Source organism: Polaromonas sp. P1_E11 (genome assembly GCF_056405995.1).
Map to the genome: position 1 here is coordinate 45,506 of NZ_JBFUBA010000005.1, position 22,383 is coordinate 67,888.

The window sequence follows — 22,383 nt, forward strand, 5'->3', positions numbered from 1 at the left end:
TCTCCAGGTTTATGCGCGTGCAGGGTATATCCGTGCAGGGCAATGAAATGAAATGTTGAACGTTCCAGCGTGCCCGCCTTTTTTGTGGCTGGCCGTCGGACAGCGCCGCACGTCGGGGTAAGGCCTTCCCGCCGTGGCCGGAGCTGGCGTGAGCCGGGATGCACCGGTCAGGCGTCGTCTGCGCCCGGGTCTTTAATGTGCCATGTGATCCGCCCAAGCTCGGCCCTGAGCTGGGCCCGACCCTCGTCGTCCGCCAGTGCGGCAAGAGCTTGCGCCACCGAGAGCCCGCGTGCGGAAAAGAGCTTCCCGCGAGAGGCAAAAATGATGCTGTTGGTTTTTTCCCCGGCAAGAATTTCCACGGAATTGCCATCGAAACTGCGCGCAATGCGACCCGCCAGCAGCGGATAGTCCGGGTCATCGTAGTGCAGGTTCACCACCAGTACCCCACCCGGCGACAGCGCGGCAAAACAGTCGTCATAAAAGCGCTGCGAACAGAGGGCCGGCGGTTGCCCCTGGTGGTCAAACCCGTCGATCAGCAGCACGTCGAACCGGGAGGTACCGGCCTGCAGGAAATCGGCCCCGTCTGCGGCGATGACGCGGAACCGCGCGTCATCGTCAGGCACGTGGAATTCGCGTCGCAGCGCCACTACCTGAGGGTTGATCTCCAGCACGGTCATCTGGCTGGACGGCAGCTGCCGGTGGCAGAACTTGGCCAGGGAGCCGCCCCCGAGGCCAATCATTCCGATGTGCAGGGGTGCGGGCCGAAAGAGCAGGAAGCCCATCATCGTCAGCGTGTAGTCCACTTCCAGGCGCCAGGGGCTGTGCATCAGCATGCGGCTTTGCAGTTCACCCATCGTGAAGTGAAGCGACCGGGTGGTTCCGTCGTCATGCACAAACGGCTGGGCATGCGCTGGCGGCTGCAATTCAGCCGGGCCTGCAGGTACAGCAGCGGCAGGAAATTGATTAAGGTCGGGCCAGGAGGTCATGAGGCTTTAAGCGGTACGGGTGGGTTCCGCCATGTATCCGGCGGCAGGTAACTGCCGCCTCGTGCGGAAACCCCGCCTTCAGACCGGCTGGGATTCCGGTTGCGCAGTGGTTGCGACTTCCGAAGCGACCGCGTCCAGGGCCTGCGCCACCACGCCCTGGCTGTCGACCGGCCGGAGCAGGCGTTCCCGGATCAGCCGTTCGCAGCTGCGCTTGGTCATCGAGTGGGGCTGCCCGCCGTGGCTCACGAACATGAACAGCGTGCCCTTGGTGCTGGCCCAGATCAGCTGGGCTCGCAGCCAGCGGCGCCTGGAGTACATATCCACCCAGTGGCCGGAACGCAGGCTGAGCAACAGGCGCTCAGCTTCGCTTTGGGCCATCGCGGGTACCGCATTTGCTGAGGCTGCCGCCGCGGCAAGGTATTCCGGATGGCTGGAGTCGGGCTCATTTGCCGCTTGCATGGGTTCTATCGGCGGCGGCTCGTCTTCCTCGAGCGGAGCAAGTTCTCCGGGCACGGTCGGCAGGGTGTCTTCAAACCCTGCGGCGTCCAGGTCGTCGCGCGCAAGCCAGGGGTGCGCGGCGGCCTTGGCAAGACGCTGTTCAGGCGTGGCCGAATCTTCTTCGGGCTCCAGCGGTACGGCGCCCGATTCTTCGGCGTCACGCCGGCTTTTCAGGCGTCGCAGCTTGAGCACGGGCCGGTGCAGCATCATCAGGCCTTCGAAGAAGGGCTCGCTTTCGCGCGGATCCTGCCCCAGCAGCTCCAGCCCCTCGTGCAGCTTGCCCAAAAGGCTGGGAATCATCTCGATCAGTTTGGCCGGGCGTTTCAGGGTGACTTCCCGCTTGACGCTCCAGAGCAGGTCAGGCACCACCGAACCAAAGCCCATCGGATCAACCTGGTGGCGTGTATCGGAGAGTCTGGCGTGCGCCATGGCCAGCGCCCAGGGGCCGAACAGGAAGTCCAGCACCAGGCCCGGCACCTTGTCCAGGTCCGAGCGTGTGCTCAGCTCAAAGGCGATCTGGTCCGCCTGCGTCTGGCGCTCTTCGGCAAAACGCAGGGCCTGCAGCACGTTGTTGCGGTTTTCCGCTTCGAACTGGTCCTGCTCGTCCCAGCCGTATTCGAGTTCGGCCAGTGCCATCGCAAAAGGCTGGGCATCTTCAATCGTCAGGCTGTTCAGCCCGTTGAATGCGCGGGTGACCGGCTCAAAAAACGCCAGGAACTCAGGGCTGAATTCGTCGTTGTACTTGAAGCTGCGCTGTGCCACGCGCTCCATGACGCGGCGCCCGGCGTGGCCTTCGTCGCTGAAAAAGCGCGGGTCCACCATGGCCAGGCGCAGCAACGCAGGCTCCAGCGCCACGATGGCTTCCCGCACCGGCACCAGCAGGCGCGGGTCTTGCGCGACCTGTTTGACCAGCTTGCGCACCACTTCCAGGCCGAGCACCTGGCCGACCTGCTTGGCTTCCTTCTTCAGCTGGGTCCGGACGATGGCGCGCTCGCGGGGGCGGGCGTACGAGCCCCAAACCTGCGGGCTGAGCTGGCTGCGCTCATCGACCATCCGCTGCGGACGGTCTACCGCCGGCAGGTTTTGGTATTCATGTGAGGGCGGGGCTTGCGACTCACCCAGCGGCGCGCCCGAAGAGTCGGGCGCTTCCTGAAGGGCGACCAACTCTTCCTCGACCGTTTCGTAATAGGACGGCGCCAGCCCGTGATGGGCGTTGCTGCCGCCATGGAACAGGAAATCCTGGAACAGCTCGTCGCGGATCTCATAGTTGGAGAGGTCGGCATATTGCGGGGGCGGCTGGTGGTGGCCGGATTCGACGGAGCTCCCACCGTTTCCGCCCTCACCGCCGCCTGCGCCGCCGGTACCGGTGCCCGACCCGGAGCCTGCACCGCCCGCGCCCCTGCCACGGCCGGGGACTGCGCTTGCAGGGGTCTGCAATACGCGGTAGCTGGCTCCCTGCACGTTGGCAAGTTCGAGCTGGTTAACCAGGCGTTCGTAGACCTGCCCGAGTTCGCGCCCCAGAGGCTCGGCAAGATACCTGAGCCACAGCGAAACGACGGCCGAGCCCGCATTGCTTGCGGTGATCATTTCGCGCAGGGTTTGTGCAAACACTTCAGGGCGCAGCGGATTGAGCTCCGGGCGCACATTGGGCAGCCCCTGCACGGTGCTGATCAGCTTGTTGAGTTCGGCGAGGACGTGGTCGACCGCCGGCAGCACCAGCTGGAGCAGCCGTGACGATTCAATGGCCTGGGACACGTCCTCGTCATCGACGAGGGCGAAGCTGGCATAGGACAGGGCGGCAAAGGTGCTGGATGCGGCGGCGGCTGACGCGGCGAGCTGGTCTGGCGACGCTGCCGGCGTGCGCACCGCCTGCACCGCAACAGCCACATTCGCCTTGAAGTGCACCAGCAGGTCTGCCGGGTATTGCACGACCCAGACGGGCTTGTTTTGTTGAAGTCCCCGCCAGGCCGCCGCGAGTTCGTCGCGCTCGGCCACTTTTGGGCTTTGTGACTCGGCAATCTGCAGCCCCGCCACGGCGTCATCAATGCACCGTTCCAGCGCAGGCCGGGCTGCTTTGGCAGCCGCCTGAAGACAGGATTGAAGGACGTCAGGTTGCGAAGCCATCGAGGAGTTCGAGAAAATTGGTATTAATCACATTGACCGGCCAGCTTGCAACCAATCTGTGGCCGGAGAGGGGGGAGACGCTAGCGTAAGGGCCAACCGCGATTTCATTGAAGTACTTGCAAAGTGTTTCACTTGGTTTCCAACGCATACATATGAATTACAGGGCTTTTGTCACGGAACGGTCCGTAACCAGCCTTGAAATCCCGCGAATGGCGATGAGCGGCCGGTTTTGCAAGATCGGGGGCCCTTTGTAAAGGTCAGTTTGGCGCAACACATCGACAAGCTCACGGCGTCATCAACGCCTGACCGCCAGCCATCCGCCACGGGGCACACCGGCGCCAGCGGGCCGAACCCGGATTTCGGGGATATTTGGCCTGCAGGCCAATAACAGCGAGCGCAAGCAGCTATCAATTCAGTAGCAATCTGGCTCTGCCAGACGCAGGCTACAGCAGGCGCAGGCCGCCACCCGCACGCCTGCCGCGGACTTAACGGCTCACAACCCGGCTTTTACCTTCAGCCGCCAGGCATGCAGCAGCGGCTCGGTGTAGCCGCTGGGTTGCTCCAGGCCCTTGAAGACCAGGTCGCACGCCGCCTTGTAGGCCGCCGACGTCTCGAAGTTGCCCGCCATCTTTTTGTAGAGGGGGTCGCCGGCGTTCTGGCCGTCGACCACGGCAGCCATGCGTTCAAAGGTTTCCTTGACCTGAGCTTTCGTGACCACGCCATGCAGCAGCCAGTTGGCGATGTGCTGGCTGGAAATGCGCAGCGTGGCGCGGTCTTCCATCAGGCCGACGTTGTGGATGTCGGGCACCTTGGAGCAACCCACACCCTGGTCGATCCAGCGGACCACATAGCCGAGGATGCCCTGGGCGTTGTTGTCCAGCTCCTGCTGCTTCTCGGCGGGCGTCCATTGGGCGTCAGGCGAGACCGGCACCAACAGCAGCCCGGGCAGCAGGCGGGCGATTTCGGACTTCAGGTCGACCGTCTTCTCGATGTCTTTTTGCACCGCCGCCACATTGACCTGGTGGTAGTGCAGCGCGTGCAGCGTGGCGGCCGTAGGCGAGGGGACCCAGGCGGTGTTGGCGCCGGCCTGCGGGTGCGAGATTTTGGCCTTGAGCATGTCGGCCATCAGGTCGGGCATGGCCCACATACCCTTGCCGATCTGGGCGCGGCCGCGCAGGCCGCAGGCCAGGCCGACCAGCACGTTGCTGCGTTCGTAGGCGCTGAGCCACGGGCTGATTTTCATGTTGCCCTTGCGGATCATCGGGCCGGCCTGCATGGCCGTGTGCATTTCGTCGCCGGTGCGGTCCAGGAAACCGGTGTTGATGAAGGCCACACGGCTGGAAGCGGCGGCGATGCAGGCCTTGAGGTTGACGCTGGTGCGGCGCTCTTCGTCCATGATGCCGAGCTTGACCGTGCTGCCCGTCAGGCCGAGCATCTTTTCGACGCGGCTGAAAAGTTCGGCGGCGAACGCCACTTCAGCGGGACCGTGCATCTTGGGTTTGACGATGTAGACCGAGCCCTTGCGCGAGTTCCTGATGCCGGCCTTGCCCTTGCGCTTGAGGTCGTGGATGGCGATCGTGGTCGTGACCACGGCGTCCAGGATGCCTTCCGGAATTTCCTTGGTGCTTCCATCCGCGGCGGTGTACAGCACGGCCGGGTTGGTCATCAGGTGGCCGACATTGCGCACGAACATCAGCGAGCGGCCGTGCAATACCACCGCTTTGCCCTTGGGTCCTTTCGGCGAGGTGTATTCACGGTCCGGGTTCAGGCCGCGGGTGAAGGTCTTGCCGTCTTTCGTCACGCTTTCAGTCAGCGTGCCCTGCAGGATGCCCAGCCAGTTGCGGTAGGCCAGCACCTTGTCGTCGGCGTCCACCACGGCCACCGAGTCTTCCAGGTCCATGATGGTCGACAGCGCAGCCTCTATCACCAGGTCGCTCACGCCGGCCGGATCCGTCTTGCCGATGGGCGTGCCGCGGTCAATGCGGATGTCGATGTGCAGGCCGTTGTGCTGCAGCAGCACCGACGACGGCGCGGAGGCCTTGCCCTGGTAGCCGATGAACTGGCTGGCGTCTTCCAGCGCCGTGGTCTTGCCGCCTTTCAGCGTGACGACGAGCTTGCCGCCCTTGACCGCATAGGCGGCCGAATCGATGTGCGAGCCCTTTTTCAGCGGCGCGGTACGGTCCAGCACATGGCGTGCGTATTCGATCACCCTGGCGCCGCGCACAGGGTTGTAGCCTTTGCCTTTGGTAGCGCCGTCTTCCTCGGAAAGGGCGTCGGTGCCGTAGAGCGCGTCATACAGGCTGCCCCAGCGCGCATTGGCGGCATTGAGCGCATAGCGCGCGTTCAGGATGGGCACCACAAGTTGCGGGCCGGCCTGTTTGGCGAGTTCGGCGTCCACGTTGGCGGTGGTGATGGTGACCTTCTTCGGCGAAGGCACGAGGTAGCCGGTTTTTTCGAGGAAAGCGCGGTAGGCCTTCATGTCCGCAATGGGGCCGGGGTTGGCCTTGTGCCAGGCGTCCATCTCGGCCTGCAGGCGGTCGCGCTCTGCCAGCAGGGAGAGGTTCCTGGGCGCCAGATCGGCCACGATGGCGTCAAAGCCCTTCCAGAAAGCGCCGCTGGCCACACCCGTGCCAGGCAACACCTCGTCTTCGATGAAACGGTAAAGCCCGGTGGCGACCTGCAGGCGGTGGCTGGAGGTGCGTGCGTTGGTTGTTGTGTTCATGGTGCGGTCCCTTTTCTCAAAAGCATCAGAAGAGTCAAAAAAACTAAAAAGACAAAAAATTGAACGTGTCTGCGAAATCAGTGCAGCGGCAGCGAGAGCACTTCGCGCAGGCTGCTGCCGGTGTACAGGGGCTGCGTGCCCAGCTCTTCAAACGGCAGCTGGTAACGATTAACCCACAGCGTCTGGTAGCCATACCAGGTGGCCGCCAGCGCGTCCCAGCTGTTGCAGCTCACGAAGGCGATCTGTTTCGCCTCCAGCCCGGTGGCTTTCAGCCCGAGCGCATAGGCTTCGGGCGCGGTCTTGTATTTGCGGATGCTGTCCACGCTGATGATGTGGTCCAGCAGGCCTTCAAGCCCTGCCGACTTGACGGCCACATCCAGCATGGAGGGGTCCCCGTTGGACAGGATGCCGGTGGCGATGCCGCGCGCCTTCAGCGCCTGCAGCACCTCGCGGTTTTCGGGAAACGCCGACAGGTGGCGGTACTGATTCATGAGCTGTTCTTCGCGGCCGCCGCCCAGATCCAGCCCCAGACGCTTTCCCGCATAACGCAGACCAGCGCGCGTGATATCCCAGAAGGGTTGGTAGTGAGCCCCTGCATTGCTGAGCGTGACCAGGCGCGTGTACTCAATCTGCTTGTCTCGCCACAAGATACCCAGCGCCTCCCCTTTGCCCGGAAAAAACTGCTCCGCCAGCAGACCGACGCTGTACACGTCGAACAGCGTGCCGTAGGCATCAAACAGCACGGCACGAAGCTTGGGCTGTGGGTTGGAGCGAGACTTTTCCATAAGCCTCTACTGTATTTGATACATCACGCACGATTAATCACCGATAAATCGCTTTATCCATAACATTTTTGATGGTAATAAAGCTTTAAGCGCACGATTTGCCCATTAGACCCTCCAAATGGCGTGTGCCAACAGCTGAAGGAAATTGGCACAGCTCTTGCATCTCAACTTGTACACAAGTATGGATGCTTTCAATTGGTGCATAACTCTTTCCCGCTGACGTCTTCCGGACCTTCCGTCTCTTCTGGCACGACGGCAGGTCCCGGTGCGGGAGCCGCGCAATGGGCGCCGCAGGCCTGGATCACAAAGACGCCTTCCTTTCCTCCTGGCCATGCGGGTGCGCTGGCCGGGCTGTCATTTGCGGCGAAAGACAATATTGACGTGGCGGGTGTGCTGACCACCGCCGCCTGCCCTGCCTTTGCATACGCCCCCGTTGCGCACGCCGCCGTGGTGCGGAAACTGCTCGATGCGGGTGCGCAACTGCTGGGCAAAACCAATCTGGATCAGTTTGCCTGCGGCCTGAACGGCACGCGCTCACCGTATGGCGCCGTGCCCAACGCCATCAACCCCGCCTATGTATCAGGCGGATCCAGCTCCGGCTCCGCCTATGTAGTGGCGACCGGGCAAGCCGACTTTGCACTGGGCACAGACACGGCCGGCTCGGGGCGCGTACCCGCAGGCCTGAACAACATCGTGGGGCTGAAACCGTCCAGGGGTCTGGTCAGTGCGCGTGGCGTGGTGCCGGCCGCCCAAAGCGTCGACTGCGTTTCGATCTTCGCGCGCACCGTGGCCACGGCTGTGCGCGTACTGGAAGCGGCCATGGGCTATGACCCGCTGGACCCGTATTCACGCGAGCTGGCCATGGCCGGCACGGCGCTGCCCGACGGGTTTCGTTTTGGCATCCCTTCGTCATTGAGTTTTTTCGGCGATGCCATGGCCAGCGAAGCCTTCAACGATGCCGTCACCCGCATGAAAAGCCTGGGCGGCATCCCGGTCGCCATCGACTACGCACCGCTGGCCGAGGCCGCCGGCCTGTTGTATGAAAGCGCCCTCGTGGCAGAGCGCTACACCGCTATCCGGAGCTTCTTCGACGCGCATGAAGAGGAAGTGATCGAGCCGGTCCGCAGCATCATTGGCGCGGGCCGCCAATACAGCGCTGCCGATCTGTACGCGGCCCAGACGAAGCTGCGCTCACTGGGGCAGCAGGCGGCAGCGATGTGGCGCAACATCGACGTGCTGCTGCTGCCGACGGCGCCCACCCATTACACGCTGCAAGCCATGCAGCGTGATCCCGTCTTGCTGAACCGCCACCTGGGCACTTACACCAACTTCGTCAACCTGCTGGACTATGCGGCCCTTTCCGTGCCCAGCAGCGTGCGAGCTGACGGCCTGCCTTTTGGCATCACGCTGGTCGGGCTGGCCGGCAGCGATTGGCAACTCGCGGAACTCGGCCAGCGCTATCACCATGCCACGGGCCTGCTGCAGGGCGCCTTGAATGAGCCGCTTCCTGCGCCGCAGCCACTGGCGGGTATCAGGCCGCAAGCTACCGTCAAGGTGGCTGTCGTCGGGGCGCACCTTCGCGGCATGCCGCTGAACGGCCAGCTCACTGCACGTGGAGCCACGCTGGTCGCGCAGGCACGCACCGCCCCGCATTACCGCTTCTATGCGCTTGCGGGCACGGCGCCGCCGAAGCCGGGCCTGCTGCGCGTGCCGGCCGGGCAGGGCGGGTGCATTGCCCTCGAAATCTGGGAAATGCCTGTTGAGCACTATGGCTCTTTCGTGGCGCTGATTCCGGCCCCGCTCGGCATCGGCACGCTGACGCTGGAAAACGGTGGCACCGTGCAGGGCTTTCTTTGTGAGGCCGAGGCCCTGCAGGGCGCAAAAGACATCACGCACTTCGGGGGATGGCGTGCCTATGTCGACGCCCTGCAATCAGGCGCGCCGGCCTGACCCCCGTCCTCACCTTCAGCCCCTCCACCTCACCACCTCACCCCTTCACCCATTTCTATTCATCACACAGGAGCATTTCATGAAGCACGTTCCCGCATCGACACCCGCCCCTTCCAGCGCGGCACGCCGTACGCTGCTCAAGACCACGGCCGCCGGTGCCGCGCTGGGAATGCTGGGCATGCCCACCCTCCTGCGCGCGCAAACCGGGCCAAAAATCCGCATCGGCTACTGGCCCATCGCCGCCGGCCTGCCGTTCTATTCGGCCCTTGAGCTGGGCTACTTCAAGGAGGCCGGCCTGGACGTGGAGCCTCTGAAGTTCGCCGGTGCGCAGCAGGTGATGGAGGCGGTGCTCTCGGGCCGCGCCGACGGCACCGCCAACGGCACCGGTTCGGCCAACATCGCCATCGGCGAGATCGCCCAGCCCGGCACCTTCAAGATCTTCTGCTCCAACCCGAGCAACGTGAAGAACGTGCTCGACGAGGTGATCGTGCCGGCGGCCAGCCCGGCCAAGGTCATGGCCGACCTCAAAGGCAAGCGCGTCGGCTCCGGCCCCGGGATCCAGAACGTGACGCTGGCCAAAACCGTGCTGGAGCGCGGTGGTGCCACCGGCGCGACGGTGGTCGAGTTGCCGATAGGCCAGCATGTGGCGGCGCTCGCCGCCGGCCAGATCGACGGCGCCTACACGCTGGAGCCCACCGGCACCATAGGCCGCATGAACGGCACCACCCGCGTGCTCGAGGCCGGTGTCATCGCGCGCTATGTGCTGGGTGACCCGATGGCGCCGTGGTTCGGCGGCTCGGCCTCGCTGTCCTCGGACTTCATCAAGAAGAACCCCGACGCGGCGAAAAAATTCGTCGCTGCCTATGGCAAGGGCGTGGCTTACGTGCGCAGCAAATCGGTCGAGGCGCGCCAGTATCTGAAAGGCTATACCGCCATCGAAGGCCCGCTCACCGGCGAAGTGCCGCTGGCCGCCTACACCATGTACAACGAGTTCACCCCGGCCGACGTGGCGCATTTCCAGAAATTCTTCGACCTGTTCTCCGAAAAAGGCATCTTCAGTTCGCGCCTGATCGTGGACACCATGCTCTACAAGGGTTGAACATCATGGACACCGCCTCCTCAGCAACGGCGACGCCCGCCAAACCCTGGACACCCCCTGCCGCGCCGGCGGCCGCCGTGCAGCGCAAGCCGGCGCTGGACAAGGCCCTGCCCTTTATCGGCCCGGTGGTGCTCTTCATCATCTGGGACCTGGCTGTACGCCTGGGCTTCATCAAGGCCATCCTGCTGCCGCCGCCCATCGATGCGCTGGGCGCGTTGCTCAGCGGCCTGGCCGGCGGGCCGCTGCTCAAGGACTTCGCCGTTACGGTGTGGCGCACCGTGCAGGCTTTCCTGATCGCCGCCGCGGTAGGCATGCCGCTGGGCGTGCTGCTGGGCAGCAATGAAAAAGCCTACCGCAGCGTGGAGTTCCTGATCGACTTCTTCCGTTCCACACCGTCCTCGGCGCTGATTCCGCTGTTCCTGATGATCTTCGGCGTGTCGGACATCAACAAGGTGGCAATCGCCGCCTTCGGCGCGCTGCTGATCGTAGTCTTCAACAGCGCCTACGGCGTGATCAACGCGCGCAAGCAGCGCGTGATGGCAGCCAAAGTCATGGGCGCCTCGCGCTGGCAGGTGTTCAAGGACGTTCTGATCTGGGAAAGCCTGCAGCCGAGTTTTGTCGGCCTGCGCTCGGCGGTGTCCATGGCGCTCGTCATCGTGATCGTCGCCGAGATGTTCATCGGCGCCGACACCGGCCTGGGCAACCGCATCATCAACTCGCAGCAGGTCATGAATGTGAAGGACATGTACGCGTCCATCCTGGCCGCTGGTGCGCTGGGGTATGCGCTCAATATTTTATTTCTCATCGCCGAGCGCCGCATCGTGCATTGGAGTGGAAGATGACTGAAGTTCTCACCATCCCCGGCGGCGTGTATGCCGACGTCCCCGTGCGTGAATTCCAGCCCGGCCCGGCCGGTACGCACATCACCATACGCGGCCTGACCAAGTACTTCGCCGGCTGGCCGCTGTATGAGGATTTCAACCTGGACATCCCCAAGCACAAGATCGTCTCGGTGTTCGGGCCCAACGGCTGCGGCAAATCCACGCTGATCAACATGATCGCAGGCCTGATTCCCATCGACGCCGGCGAAATCCTGTTTGACGGTAAGTCGCTCAAGGACACCAAGATCGGCTACGTCTTCCAGAACTACCGCGAAGCCATGTTCCCCTGGATGCGCACCATCGACAACATCGCCTACCCGCTCAAGCTCGAAGGCAAATCCAAGGCCGATGTCGACAGGCGTATGGCCGAACTCGTGGCCTCCTTCGACGTGAAGTTCGACCTGAACCGCTACCCCTATGAACTTTCGGGCGGGCAGCAGCAGACGGCTTCCATCATGCGGGCACTGGCGCCCAATCCTGAGGTGTTGTTTCTGGACGAGCCGTTTTCGGCGCTGGACTTTGAGATGACGCTGTTCATCCGTGAGAAGCTGCAGGAGGTGTTCATGCAGACAGGCACCACCATGCTGTTGGTCTCGCACGACCTGGAAGAAGCTGTCTACCTGGCCGATCAGGTTCTGCTGCTGACCAAACGCCCGACGCGCGTGGCCGAGATCCTGCCTTACGGCGATGCGCGTCCGCGCACGGTCGAGACACTGTCGGACGCCAGCTTCATCAGCACTAAAAAACTCAGCCTGGAAATTTTCCAGCGCGAAGTCAGGCGCTAAACGGCATGACGCCTGAGCAGATAGAACGCTATGTGGACGCAGCAGCCGCGGCGCTGGATTTGCCGCTGAGCCCCGAGCACCGGCCCGGTGTGCTGCAGTTCTTCGCGCTGGCGGCCGACTTTGCCGCGCAACTGGACGCTGTCACCCTGAGCGCCCATGACGACCCGGCGCCGGTGTTCGTGCCGGTGGAGCCCGCTTCATCGCCTGCCGCTGCAAGGACCGCCGAATGAGCCGCGCCGACAAGTGCCTGCGTGAGGACGCCACGGCCATGGCGCAGGCGGTGCGCTCGCGCGAGGTCAGCGCCGGCGCGCTGGTCGAGGCCAGCCTAACGCGCATTGCCGCCACCAATCCCAGCGTCAATGCGTTTACCGAAGTGACGGCGGCACGCGCGCGGCAACGCGCGGCCCTGCTGGATCAGCAACTGGAGGCCGGCGTGCCCGGCCTTGCGGCGCAGCCGTTGCTGGGCGTGCCGTTCGCCGTGAAGAATTTGTTCGACATCGAAGGGCTGCCCACCCTGGCGGGCTCGGCCATCGAGCGCGAGCGGGCGCCCGCCCGCGCCGACGCACTGCTGGTGCAGCGGCTCGAAGCAGCGGGTGCCGTGCTGGTGGGCGCGCTCAACATGGACGAATACGCCTACGGCTTCACCACCGAAAACAGCCATGCCGGCCCGGCCCGCAACCCGCACGACCTCACGTGCATTGCCGGCGGCTCATCCGGTGGCTCAGGCGCTGCAGTGGCCGCGGGCCAGGTACCGCTGACGCTGGGGTCGGACACCAACGGCTCCATCCGTGTGCCGGCCTCGCTGTGCGGCGTGTTCGGGCTCAAGCCCACTTTTGGCCGGCTGCCGCGTACCGGCAGCTACCCCTTTATTTCCGGACTGGATCACCTGGGGCCGTTTGCGCGTTCTGTGCGCGACCTGGCCCTGTCTTATGACCTCATGCAAGGCCCGGAGGCCGCTGGGCCATCAACCCTCCGCGACCCCGGCTGCGCACAGCGCACCGTGGAGCCGGCATTGCCATTGCTGATGCAAGGCATGGGCGGACTGCGCGTGGGTGTGCTGGGCGGCTACTTCCAGGACCATGCCCAGCCCCAGGCCTGGGCCGCCGTGCAACGTGTGGCCCAGGCGCTGGGCGCCCGTGAAACGGTGGCGCTGCCGATGGTTGAGGCGGGCCGCGCCGCTGCCTTCCTGATCACCAACGCCGAGGGCGGCGCCCTGCACCTGGACGACCTGCGGCGCCGCGCCGGCGATTTTGAGCCCCTGTCGCGTGACCGCTTTCTGGCGGGCAGCCTGCTTCCGGCTGCCTGGATAGACCGCGCCCAGCGCGTGCGCCGCCTTTATGCCCAGGCCGTGGCCGGGCTGTTTGAACACTTTGATGTGCTGCTCGCCGCCGCCACCCCCTGCGCCGCCACGACCATAGGAACCGAGTGGCTGGAATTGAACGGCAAACGACTGCCGCTGCGCCCAAGCATGGGTTTGTTGACCCAGCCTTTTTCGTGCATAGGCCTGCCCGTCTGTGCGGTGCCGGTGTGGCCAGATGAAGGCCTGCCCGTGGGTGTGCAACTCGTCACCGCACCCTGGCGTGAAGACCACGCGCTGCGCGTGGCAGCCATACTGGAGGCAGCCGGCATCGCCCGCGCTCCGCTGGCTTCGCTGACAATCGGTAAATCATGATCCATGCCATCAACCTGCCCGACGTTCATGCCGAAGTGGCTGCCGCATTTTTTCGCTACGAAGACGCACTGATCAACAACAACGTGGAAGTGCTCGACGAGCTGTTCTGGAACAGCGAGCACACCCTGCGCTACGGCGTCACCGAGAACCTCCACGGCTATGACGCCATCCGTGCTTTTCGCGCGGGCCGCTCCCCGCAAGGGCTCGCGCGTACCTTGCGCGCCACAGTCATCACAACATACGGACGCGACTTCGCCACGGCCAACACAGAGTTTGCACGTGTAGGCAGCGACAGGACCGGGCGCCAAAGCCAGACCTGGTTGCGTACGCTGGATGGCTGGCGTGTGGTGGCCGCTCACGTGAGCCTGCTGGCATGAGCCGCACGGCCGCCGCCCCGCCTGTTGCCGGCAGCGCCTTTCATTCGCGCGCCGACGAGGCCTATGCCGAACTCAAGCGCGACATTGCCGAGTTCAAACTGGTGCCGGGCGACCGCTTTACCGAAACCGAAATCAGCGAGCGCCTGGGCGTCTCGCGCACGCCAGTGCGCCAGGCCCTGTTTCGCCTGCAGCAGGAGGGATTCGTCGAGGTGCTGTTTCGCAGCGGCTGGCGCGTGCTGCCCTTTGATTTCGACAAGTTCGAGCAGCTCTACGATCTGCGCATGGTGCTGGAAACCACGGCCGTGCAGCGCCTGTGCAGCGGCAGCCAGGCGGTGGACACGGCGCTACTGGATGAACTGGCGGCCATCTGGCTGGCGCCGCTAGCTCAACGCAGTACCGACATGGTGCAGGTTGCACAGTGGGACGAGGGGTTTCATTGCGCGCTGGTGGCGGCCGCCGGCAATGCCGAAATGGCCCGGGTACACCGCGACGTGACCGACCGCATCCGCATTATTCGCCGGCTTGACTTCATCAAGCAGCCGCGCATTGACGCGACCTATGAAGAGCATGCCAAGATTCTCAAGGCGGTGCGCGCCAAGCGTGGCGACCAGGCTGCCATGCTGCTGCGCGCGCACATAGAAACCAGCCAGGCCGAGGTGCGGAAAATAACGCTGCACCAGGTGCATCTCGCGCGCCAGATCGGCTCCGGAATACCGACCAAGGCATAAAAATGCCTGGAACCATTAACCGGCGGGCGCGAGAAGCTATCAAAAAAGGAGCAATGTGCGGAGCGCCCCCGCGGCACGCCTTGCTTACCGCGCCCAGCGCAGCACAAGCGGATCAAGCCGCCTGGCGGTCGCCAGCAGCCCGGCGCGCGTGTCCGGGTGCATGGCTGGAAAAGGATGACGCGGTGCCTCGCAGGCGATCACGCCGCCTTCCTTCATCAAGGTCTTGGCGGCCAGCAGCCCCGCCTGGCGGTTTTCGTAATTGATCAGCGGCAGCCACTGCTGGTAAAGGGCATAGGCCTTGTCGTGATCACCGGCGCGATGCGCCTCGATGATCGGACGAATGCCATCGGGGTAGCCGCCGCCGGTCATGGAACCGGTGGCGCCGGCATCGAGGTCGGGCAGCAGCGTGATGGCCTCTTCGCCGTCCCAGGGCCCTTCCACCGCGTCGCCTCCCAAACGGATCAGTTCGCGCAGTTTGGATGCCGCACCGGCGGTTTCGATCTTGAAATAGGCGATGTGTTCAATCTCACGGGCCATACGCGCGAGGAAGCAGGCCGACAACACGGTGCCGCTGGCGGGCGCATCCTGGATCATGATGGGAATGTTGACCGCATCCGACAGCCGCGCATAAAACTCGTAAATCTGCGGCTCGCTCACCCGAAAGGTGGCCCCGTGATACGGCGGCATGACCATCAGCATGGCGGCGCCCATGTCCTGCGCCCGGCGACTGCGCTCGGCGCAAACCTTCGTGCCGTAGTGGGTGGTGGTCACGATCACCGGAACGCGGCCGGCCACATGTTCGAGGACGGTACGGGTCAGGGTTTCACGCTCTTCGTCCGAAAGCACGAATTGCTCGGAGAAGTTGGCCAGGATGCAGATGCCGTCTGAGCCGGCGTCGATCATGAAGTCGACGCAGCGCTTCTGGCTTTCAAGGTCAAGCTCGCCGGTTTCGGTGAACGTGGTGGGGGCAACGGGGAAGATGCCGCGGTAACGCGGCTGGCGGAGCGTATTCATGGGGACTGGATCAGGTTGGATAAAGTTCAGTAGTTCACTGCTTGAGCGGTTTAATGGGAGTGCCGGGGAACTTCGGAGCCGCGGCAGCCGACCAGAAAATCGAAATCACAGCCCTCGTCGGCTTGCAGCACGTGGTCGACATACAGGCGCTGGTAGCCGCCACGCATGCCTGCCGGAGCCTTCTCCAGGGCGGCGAGGCGTTCAGCCAGTTCGGCATCGCTGATGTCCAGGTGCAGGCGGCCCGCATCGCAGTCGAGCTCGATCCAGTCGCCGTCGCGTACCGCGGCCAGCGGCCCGCCGGCCGCTGCTTCTGGCGCCACATGCAGCACCACGGTGCCGTAAGCGGTGCCGCTCATGCGTGCGTCCGAGATGCGCACCATGTCCTTGACGCCCTGGCGCAGCAGCTTGGGCGGCAGGCCCATGTTGCCGACTTCGGCCATGCCGGGGTAGCCCTTGGGGCCGCAGTTCTTCATCACCATCACGCAGCTGGCATCGATGTCGAGGTTCTCGTCGACGATGCGTTCCTTGTAGTGCTCCAGGTTCTCGAATACGACCGCGCGGCCGCGGTGCTTGAGCAGTTCGGGCGAGGCCGCGGAGGGCTTGAGCACGGCGCCGCGCGGCGCCAGGTTGCCGCGCAGGATGCAGATACCGCCGTCGGCGATCAAGGGGTTGTCGAGAGGGCGGATCACCTCGTCGTTGTACTGCGGCGCCTCGCGCACGTTGTCCCATATCGATTTGCCATTGACGGTGAGCGCATTGGGATGCGGCAGCAGGCTGTTTTCACCCAGGCGGCGCAACACGGCGGGCAGGCCGCCGGCGTAGTAAAACTCTTCCATCAGGAAACGGCCGGAAGGCTGCAGGTCAACGAGGGTGGGCGTATTGCGGCCAATCCGTGTCCAGTCTTCCAGGTCCAGCTGCACACCAATGCGGCCCGCGATCGCCTTGAGGTGAATCACTGCATTGGTGGAACCGCCAATGGCGGCATTGACGCGGATCGCATTTTCGAAGGCTTCGCGTGTGAGGATTTTCGACAGCGTGAGGCCCTCGCGCGCCATCTCGACGGCCCGCGCGCCCGACATCTGCGCCAGCACATAGCGGCGTGCATCCACCGCGGGAATGGCGGCGTTGTGCGGCAGCGAAGTACCCAGCGCTTCGGCCATGCAGGCCATGGTGGAGGCCGTGCCCATGGTGTTGCAGGTGCCGGCCGAACGCGACATGCCGCCCTCGGCCGCCAGGAACTGGTGCAGCTGGATTTCGCCGGCCTTCAACGACTCATGCAATTGCCACACGGCCGTGCCCGAGCCGATGTTTTTGCCTTCAAGCTTGCCGTTGAGCATGGGCCCGCCGGTCACCACGATGGCCGGAATGTCGCAGCTCGCGGCACCCATCAGCAATGCGGGCGTGGTCTTGTCGCAACCGGTGAGCAGCACCACGGCATCAATGGGGTTTCCGCGAATCGCTTCTTCCACGTCCATGCTGGCAAGGTTGCGTGTGAGCATGGCGGTGGGCCGCAGGTTCGACTCGCCGTTCGAGAACACCGGAAACTCAACCGGAAAGCCACCGGCCTCGGAAATGCCGCGCTTCACATGCTCGGCGATCTTGCGGAAGTGGGCATTGCAGGGGGTGAGCTCCGACCAGGTATTGCAGATACCGATGATGGGGCGGCCGTCGAACTCATGGTCGGGAATGCCCTGGTTCTTCATCCAGCTGCGGTACATGAAACCGTTTTTGTCGGCCGTGCCGAACCACTCTGTGGAACGTAGTTTTCGTTTGGTGCTTGTCATGATGGTCTGGCCAATAAGGTTCAGGAAGATTTGGGTGTGCGGTTTGCCAGCAGCCGTTGCAAAAGGCAAAAAACAAACAGCAACACGCCGACGACAATGCGCGTCCACCAGGAGCTCAAAGTGCCGTCAAAAGAGATCAGGGTCTGGATGATTCCGAGCATCAGCACCCCGAACAGGGTGCCGGCCACATAACCCACACCGCCGCTGAGCAAGGTGCCGCCAATGACCACGGCGGCAATGGCGTCAAGCTCCATGCCGGTAGCGTGCAAGCCGTAGCCCGAAAGCATGTAGAAAGTGAAGACCACACCGGCCAGCGCCGAGCAAAAGCCCGACAGCGTGTAAACCCCCACCAGCGTGCGGCGCACCGGCAAGCCCATCAGCAGCGCCGATTGCTCGTTGCCGCCGACGGCATACACCGCGCGGCCAAAGGGGGTGCAGTGTGCAATGAACACTGCCGCCAGCAGCACCGCGATGGCGATCACGGCACTGATCGATAGCGAGGCGTCTTCCCACAAGGGAATGCGCAGCTGCGAAACCTCCGAGTAAAACTCGTTGGTGATGCTGATGGAGTCAACGCTGATCAGGTAGCACAGGCCGCGCGCCAGAAACATGCCGGCCAGCGTCACGATGAAAGGCTGCAGGCGAAAACGCTCAATCAGAAACCCCATGAAGGCGCCGAACGCCGTGCCCATGAGGAGCACGAGCGGAATCACCGCGGCCGGGCTCCAGCCGTGGTGCTCCACCAGCGCGGCCGACACCATGGTGGTCAGCGCCACCACGGAGCCTACGGACAGGTCAATGCCGCCCGACAGGATGACAAACGTCATGCCCACGGCGATGATGACCAGAAAGGCGTTGTCAATCAGCAGGTTGAGGAACACCTGAGCCGAAAAGAACCCGCTGTAGAGCACCGAACCCATGGTCGCCATGGCGACGAAGAGCGATATGGTGGCCGCCAGCGGCAGGTATTTTGGGTTAAAACCGGAAGCCGGCGCGGCAGATGGCCGTTGGCTGGAGGCGGCCTCTACGGGGGGCCGGGTGACGGTTGTGCTCATGGCCGCATCCCCCGCGCAGCCGGCCGCCGCATCCAGATACCGATCTCGGCCCGGAATTCAGCCGATTGCAGCAGCATCACCAAAAACACCACAACAGCCTTGACCACCAGATTGATCTCGGGCGGCACACCCAGCGAGTAAATGGCATAAGTCAGCGTCTGGATGATCAGCGCGCCGATGACACTGCCGACGAGGCTGAAGCGCCCACCGGTGAGCGCGGTGCCGCCCAGCGTCACGGCCAGGATGGCATCCAGCTCGAGCAACTGACCCGCGTTGTTGCCATCGGCGCTTTTGACGTTGGAGCTGATCAGCAAGCCCGCAATGCCCGCGCACAAGCCACAGAAGGCGTAGGCGGCAACCATCAGGCGCCTGGCCTGCACGCCCGCGACGCGTGCTGCGGTTGGATTAATGCCCACAGCCTGGATGAACAGCCCGAGGGCCGTGCGCGTCACCGCCAGGTACAGCAGCGCAAAGACCACGGCCACGATGGAGAGCGAGAACGGCAGGCCCAGCAGGTAACCGCTGCCCAGGAAGAAAAATGGCGCGTAGTAGATGGTGATGATCTGCCCGCCGGTGATCAGCTGCGCGATGCCGCGACCCGCCACCATGAGGATCAGTGTGGCGATGATGGGTTGCATGCCTACCCTGGCGACCAGCAGCCCGTTCCACAGTCCGCACAGCAGCGCGATGGCCAATGCAGCCAGAATTGCCAGCGGCATCGGGAAACGGCTCACGCTCCCTGCCACCGACCCGCCAATCATCCAGGCGGCCACTGCGGCAGCAATGGCCACCACAGCGCCCACGGAAATGTCGATGCCGCGGGTGGCGATCACCAACGTCATGCCGAGCGACACCAGCACCAGCGGCGCGGCACGGTTGAGAATGTCGATCAGGCTGCCGTACAAATGACCGTCACGCCACTCGACGTGCAGGAAACTGGCGTTAAACACTGTGTTCACAGCCAGCAGCAGGAACAGCGTGATGAGCGGCCAGGCCAGGCGGTGCCGCATGAAATGAAGCCCCCCCCCGAAGCGGCCTGCGGCCGCCCCGCCCTCAGGGGGCGACACCAGCGGCCCGGCGAAGCCGGTTCCACGGTGTCCCTCGATTGGGTCGCGCAATTCTTCAGACATGTTCAGCCGCAATCAGTTCATAGACCGTGTCTTCGCTGCTGCCTGCCGGCAACTCACCCACCTTGCGGCGGTCACGCAGCACCACAATGCGATGCGCCACGCGAACCACTTCGCTCATTTCGGAAGAGATGAAAATCACGGCCATACCGGCCTCTGCCAGGCGCAGGATCTGCTCCATGATTTCCTGCTTCGCGGCCACATCGACGCCGCGCGTGGGTTCATCCAGGATCAGCAGGCGCGGCTCGGTCGCGAGCCAGCGCGCGATCATGGCCTTTTGCTGGTTGCCGCCCGACAGCAGGCCTATGGGGGTGTCCACACTCGCGGTCTTAATGCCCATCGTCTGAACAAAGCGTTCGGCCAATGCGGTTTGTTCGGCACGCGATAAAAAACGGCGCATACCCATGCGGGCCTGCAGCGCCAGTACGATGTTTTCCCGGACTGAGAGCTCGGCCACGATGCCATCGGTTTTGCGCTCCTCGGGACATAGGGCGAGGCCCTGCCGGATCGCCTCGGCGGGATTGGAAAACGTGACCACCTCGCCGTCAATTCTGAGCATGCCGCGGTCCGGCGTCTCCAGGCCGAACAGCAGGCGCGCCAGTTCAGTGCGGCCCGAGCCCAGCAGCCCGGCCAGGCCCACGACCTCGCCGGCACGCACGCGCAGGTCCACAGGCTGCAACTGACCGGCCTGGCCCAAGCCTTCAGCTTGCAAAAGCGCCGGCGCAGCATCGTCAAATTCCGGAGGCACGGCAGCGGTGGCGGATTGCGCGGCCAGTTCCCTGCCCAGCATGGCCGCGATCAGTGCCTGCGGCCCCAGTTCACTGGCAAGCCACTCGCCGACCCAACTGCCGTTGCGCAGAACGGTGATGCGATCCGACACCGCATACACCTGGTTGAGGAAATGAGTGACAAAAACAATGGCCAACCCCTCGCCACGCAAGCGACGCAGCACCTCAAAGAGTTTTTGCACCTCGTCATCGTCGAGGCTGGAGGTCGGCTCGTCGAGGATCAGCACTTTGGATTCAATGCCGATGGCGCGCGCGATGGCCACCAGTTGCTGCACGGCGACCGGGTAGCTGGACAACAGGCGCGTGACGTCGATGTCCAGACCCATGCGCGCGACCAGTTCGCGCGCACGGCGGTTCACGGTGGTCCAATCGATGCGAGACCCCTGCGCAAAGCCGTACCGCGGATAGCGGCCCGCAAAGATGTTTTCCGCCACCGACAGGTTGGGGCAGAGATTGACTTCCTGGTAGACCGTGCTGATGCCCAGCCGCTGCGCGGCCAGGGGAGAGTCCGGCCATACCGGTTTTCCGGCCAGCTGCATCTGGCCGCCGCTGGCTTCAAGCACCCCGGTCAACACCTTGATCAGGGTGGACTTGCCCGCGCCGTTTTGCCCCATCAAGGCATGGATTTCACCGGGATACAGGCGCAAGCGCACATCCTGCAAGGCCGGAATCCCCGCGAACTGTTTGTGGATGCCCGCGAGCTCCAGCACAGGGGCGGCGTCGGCCACGGTCATGGAGCGGCCTTCGCGCCACGCGCCACGATATTCGCCTTCAGAACGGCCAGGAGGTTCATGCCTTGTTCTTGTTGTAGACGTCGACAAACACGGCGGCCAGCAGCACCACACCTTTGATGACCTGCTGGTAGTCGATGCCGATGCCCAGGATGGACATGCCGTTGTTCATCACGCCCATCACAAATGCGCCGATCACCGCGCCCATGACCTTGCCGACACCGCCCGAAGCCGAGGCCCCGCCGATAAAGCAGGCGGCGATGACATCGAGTTCAAAGCCCAGGCCGGCCTTGGGTGTAGCAGTGTTCAGGCGCGCGGCAAACACCAGGCCCGCCAGCGCCGCCAGCACGCCCATGTTCACGAAGGTGTAGAAGGCCAGGCGCTCGGTCTTGATGCCCGACAGCTTGGCTGCCTTTTCGTTGCCGCCCAGCGCATAGACGCGCCGCCCGATGGTGGTGCGACCCGTGATGAAGTGGAACAGGAAAATCAGCGCGGCCATCACGATCAGCACATTCGGCAGCCCCCTGTAGGAAGCCAGCAGGTAGCTGAAATAGATCAGCAGCGCCGAGAACATCGCCGTTTTGACGAAGAAAATGGCGGCGGGCTCGGCCTGGATGCCGTGCTTGAGCTGCTTGGCCCGCGCGCGTATGCCGGCCACGGCAAGCACGGCGGCCAGCGCCACGCCCAGCAGCAGCGAAGTCATGCGCAGGCCTTCGCTGCTCAGCAGGTCGGGCATGAACCCCGAGCTGAGCATCTGGAATGAATCGGGGAAGGGGCCGACCGACTGGCCTTGCAGCAGTGCCAGCGCCAGCCCCTTGAACACCAGCATGCCGGCCAGCGTGACGATAAAAGAAGGGATGCGGAAGAACGCGACAAACCAGCCCTGAACCCCGCCTATCAGCGCGCCGCAGAGCAGGCACACCAGCGAGGCCGGCACGAAATGCCAGCCGTACTCCACCATCAGCACGGCCGCCAGCGCGCCGATGAAGCCGCACACCGAACCGACCGACAGGTCGATATGCCCGGCTACGATCACCATCAGCATGCCCAGCGCCATGATGACGATGTAGCTGTTCTGCAGGACCAGGTTGGTGAGGTTGAGGGGCTGCATGAGCGTGCCCTCGGTCATGTACTGGAAGAAGCCCATGATGGCCACCAGCGTGATCAGCATGCCGTACTCGCGGAAGTTGTGCTTCAGGTAGTCGAGCGGCGATTTGCCGCTGGCAGCGGCGGTTTTTGCCGCAATCGCGGTGGCGTTGGAGGACTCGTTGTTCATT

General features: G+C 64.0%; 18 protein-coding genes. 8 read left to right on the top strand and 10 right to left on the bottom strand.

Annotated elements, in window-relative coordinates:
• Positions 1 to 167: 167 nt before the first annotated feature.
• The 4 genes from AC1D11_RS17430 to AC1D11_RS17445 form a co-directional block, all read right to left on the bottom strand.
• The gene (locus AC1D11_RS17430; protein ID WP_477647147.1) at positions 168 to 986 is read right to left on the bottom strand and encodes a fused MFS/spermidine synthase; all 819 of its coding nucleotides are present in this window, start codon (positions 984 to 986) and stop codon (positions 168 to 170) included.
• Positions 987 to 1,064: 78 nt separating this feature from the next.
• Entirely contained in the window at positions 1,065 to 3,608 is a 2,544-nt protein-coding gene (locus AC1D11_RS17435) for a DUF1631 family protein (protein WP_477647148.1), read from the bottom strand.
• A gap of 493 nt (positions 3,609 to 4,101) precedes the next feature.
• Positions 4,102 to 6,330: a malate synthase G gene (locus tag AC1D11_RS17440; RefSeq protein WP_477647149.1), complete on the bottom strand. Its 2,229-nt coding sequence runs from the start codon at positions 6,328 to 6,330 to the stop codon at positions 4,102 to 4,104.
• A gap of 77 nt (positions 6,331 to 6,407) precedes the next feature.
• Positions 6,408 to 7,115, bottom strand: coding sequence for a haloacid dehalogenase type II (locus AC1D11_RS17445; RefSeq protein ID WP_477647150.1), 708 nt, complete (start codon positions 7,113 to 7,115; stop codon positions 6,408 to 6,410).
• Between the two features lie 300 nt (positions 7,116 to 7,415).
• Between AC1D11_RS17445 and atzF the strand changes: the two genes are divergently transcribed.
• From atzF to AC1D11_RS17485, 8 genes are all read left to right on the top strand, one after another.
• Positions 7,416 to 9,065, top strand: coding sequence for an allophanate hydrolase (gene atzF / locus AC1D11_RS17450; protein WP_477647227.1), 1,650 nt, complete (start codon positions 7,416 to 7,418; stop codon positions 9,063 to 9,065).
• Positions 9,066 to 9,144: 79 nt separating this feature from the next.
• Positions 9,145 to 10,164, top strand: a complete 1,020-nt coding sequence (locus AC1D11_RS17455) for an ABC transporter substrate-binding protein (RefSeq protein WP_477647151.1) — start codon at positions 9,145 to 9,147, stop codon at positions 10,162 to 10,164.
• A gap of 5 nt (positions 10,165 to 10,169) precedes the next feature.
• Positions 10,170 to 11,006, top strand: a complete 837-nt coding sequence (locus tag AC1D11_RS17460) for an ABC transporter permease (protein WP_477647152.1) — start codon at positions 10,170 to 10,172, stop codon at positions 11,004 to 11,006.
• Positions 11,003 to 11,830 carry an ABC transporter ATP-binding protein gene (locus AC1D11_RS17465; protein ID WP_477647153.1) on the top strand — a complete coding sequence of 276 codons (828 nt, stop codon included), beginning with the start codon at positions 11,003 to 11,005 and terminating at the stop codon, positions 11,828 to 11,830. Before AC1D11_RS17460 ends, AC1D11_RS17465 begins: the two co-directional genes overlap by 4 nt.
• A 5-nt stretch (positions 11,831 to 11,835) precedes the next feature.
• Positions 11,836 to 12,060, top strand: a complete 225-nt coding sequence (locus tag AC1D11_RS17470; protein WP_477647154.1) for an AtzG-like protein — start codon at positions 11,836 to 11,838, stop codon at positions 12,058 to 12,060.
• Positions 12,057 to 13,502 (top strand): AtzE family amidohydrolase, encoded by a 1,446-nt coding sequence (locus tag AC1D11_RS17475; RefSeq protein WP_477647155.1) that lies wholly within the window; start codon positions 12,057 to 12,059, stop codon positions 13,500 to 13,502. The genes AC1D11_RS17470 and AC1D11_RS17475 overlap by 4 nt, the downstream gene beginning before the upstream one ends.
• Positions 13,499 to 13,879 carry an oxalurate catabolism protein HpxZ gene (gene hpxZ / locus AC1D11_RS17480; RefSeq protein WP_477647156.1) on the top strand — a complete coding sequence of 127 codons (381 nt, stop codon included), beginning with the start codon at positions 13,499 to 13,501 and terminating at the stop codon, positions 13,877 to 13,879. Before AC1D11_RS17475 ends, hpxZ begins: the two co-directional genes overlap by 4 nt.
• On the top strand, positions 13,876 to 14,607 hold the full coding sequence (locus AC1D11_RS17485) for a GntR family transcriptional regulator (protein ID WP_477647157.1): 732 nt from the start codon (positions 13,876 to 13,878) through the stop codon (positions 14,605 to 14,607). Before hpxZ ends, AC1D11_RS17485 begins: the two co-directional genes overlap by 4 nt.
• Positions 14,608 to 14,691: 84 nt before the next feature.
• Here the strand turns inward: AC1D11_RS17485 and AC1D11_RS17490 are convergent, their stop codons facing one another.
• From AC1D11_RS17490 to mmsB, 6 genes are all read right to left on the bottom strand, one after another.
• The gene (locus tag AC1D11_RS17490; RefSeq protein WP_477647158.1) at positions 14,692 to 15,621 is read right to left on the bottom strand and encodes a dihydrodipicolinate synthase family protein; all 930 of its coding nucleotides are present in this window, start codon (positions 15,619 to 15,621) and stop codon (positions 14,692 to 14,694) included.
• 50 nt (positions 15,622 to 15,671) lie between these two features.
• Positions 15,672 to 17,405 (bottom strand): IlvD/Edd family dehydratase, encoded by a 1,734-nt coding sequence (locus AC1D11_RS17495; protein ID WP_477647159.1) that lies wholly within the window; start codon positions 17,403 to 17,405, stop codon positions 15,672 to 15,674.
• 20 nt (positions 17,406 to 17,425) lie between these two features.
• Positions 17,426 to 18,460, bottom strand: a complete 1,035-nt coding sequence (gene yjfF, locus AC1D11_RS17500; protein WP_477647160.1) for a galactofuranose ABC transporter, permease protein YjfF — start codon at positions 18,458 to 18,460, stop codon at positions 17,426 to 17,428.
• Entirely contained in the window at positions 18,457 to 19,470 is a 1,014-nt protein-coding gene (locus tag AC1D11_RS17505) for an ABC transporter permease (RefSeq protein ID WP_477647228.1), read from the bottom strand. The genes yjfF and AC1D11_RS17505 overlap by 4 nt, the downstream gene beginning before the upstream one ends.
• A 112-nt stretch (positions 19,471 to 19,582) precedes the next feature.
• The gene (locus AC1D11_RS17510) at positions 19,583 to 21,109 is read right to left on the bottom strand and encodes a sugar ABC transporter ATP-binding protein (protein WP_477647161.1); all 1,527 of its coding nucleotides are present in this window, start codon (positions 21,107 to 21,109) and stop codon (positions 19,583 to 19,585) included.
• A gap of 55 nt (positions 21,110 to 21,164) precedes the next feature.
• On the bottom strand, positions 21,165 to 22,382 hold the full coding sequence (gene mmsB / locus AC1D11_RS17515; RefSeq protein ID WP_457282345.1) for a multiple monosaccharide ABC transporter permease: 1,218 nt from the start codon (positions 22,380 to 22,382) through the stop codon (positions 21,165 to 21,167).
• Position 22,383: the final 1 nt, after the last annotated feature.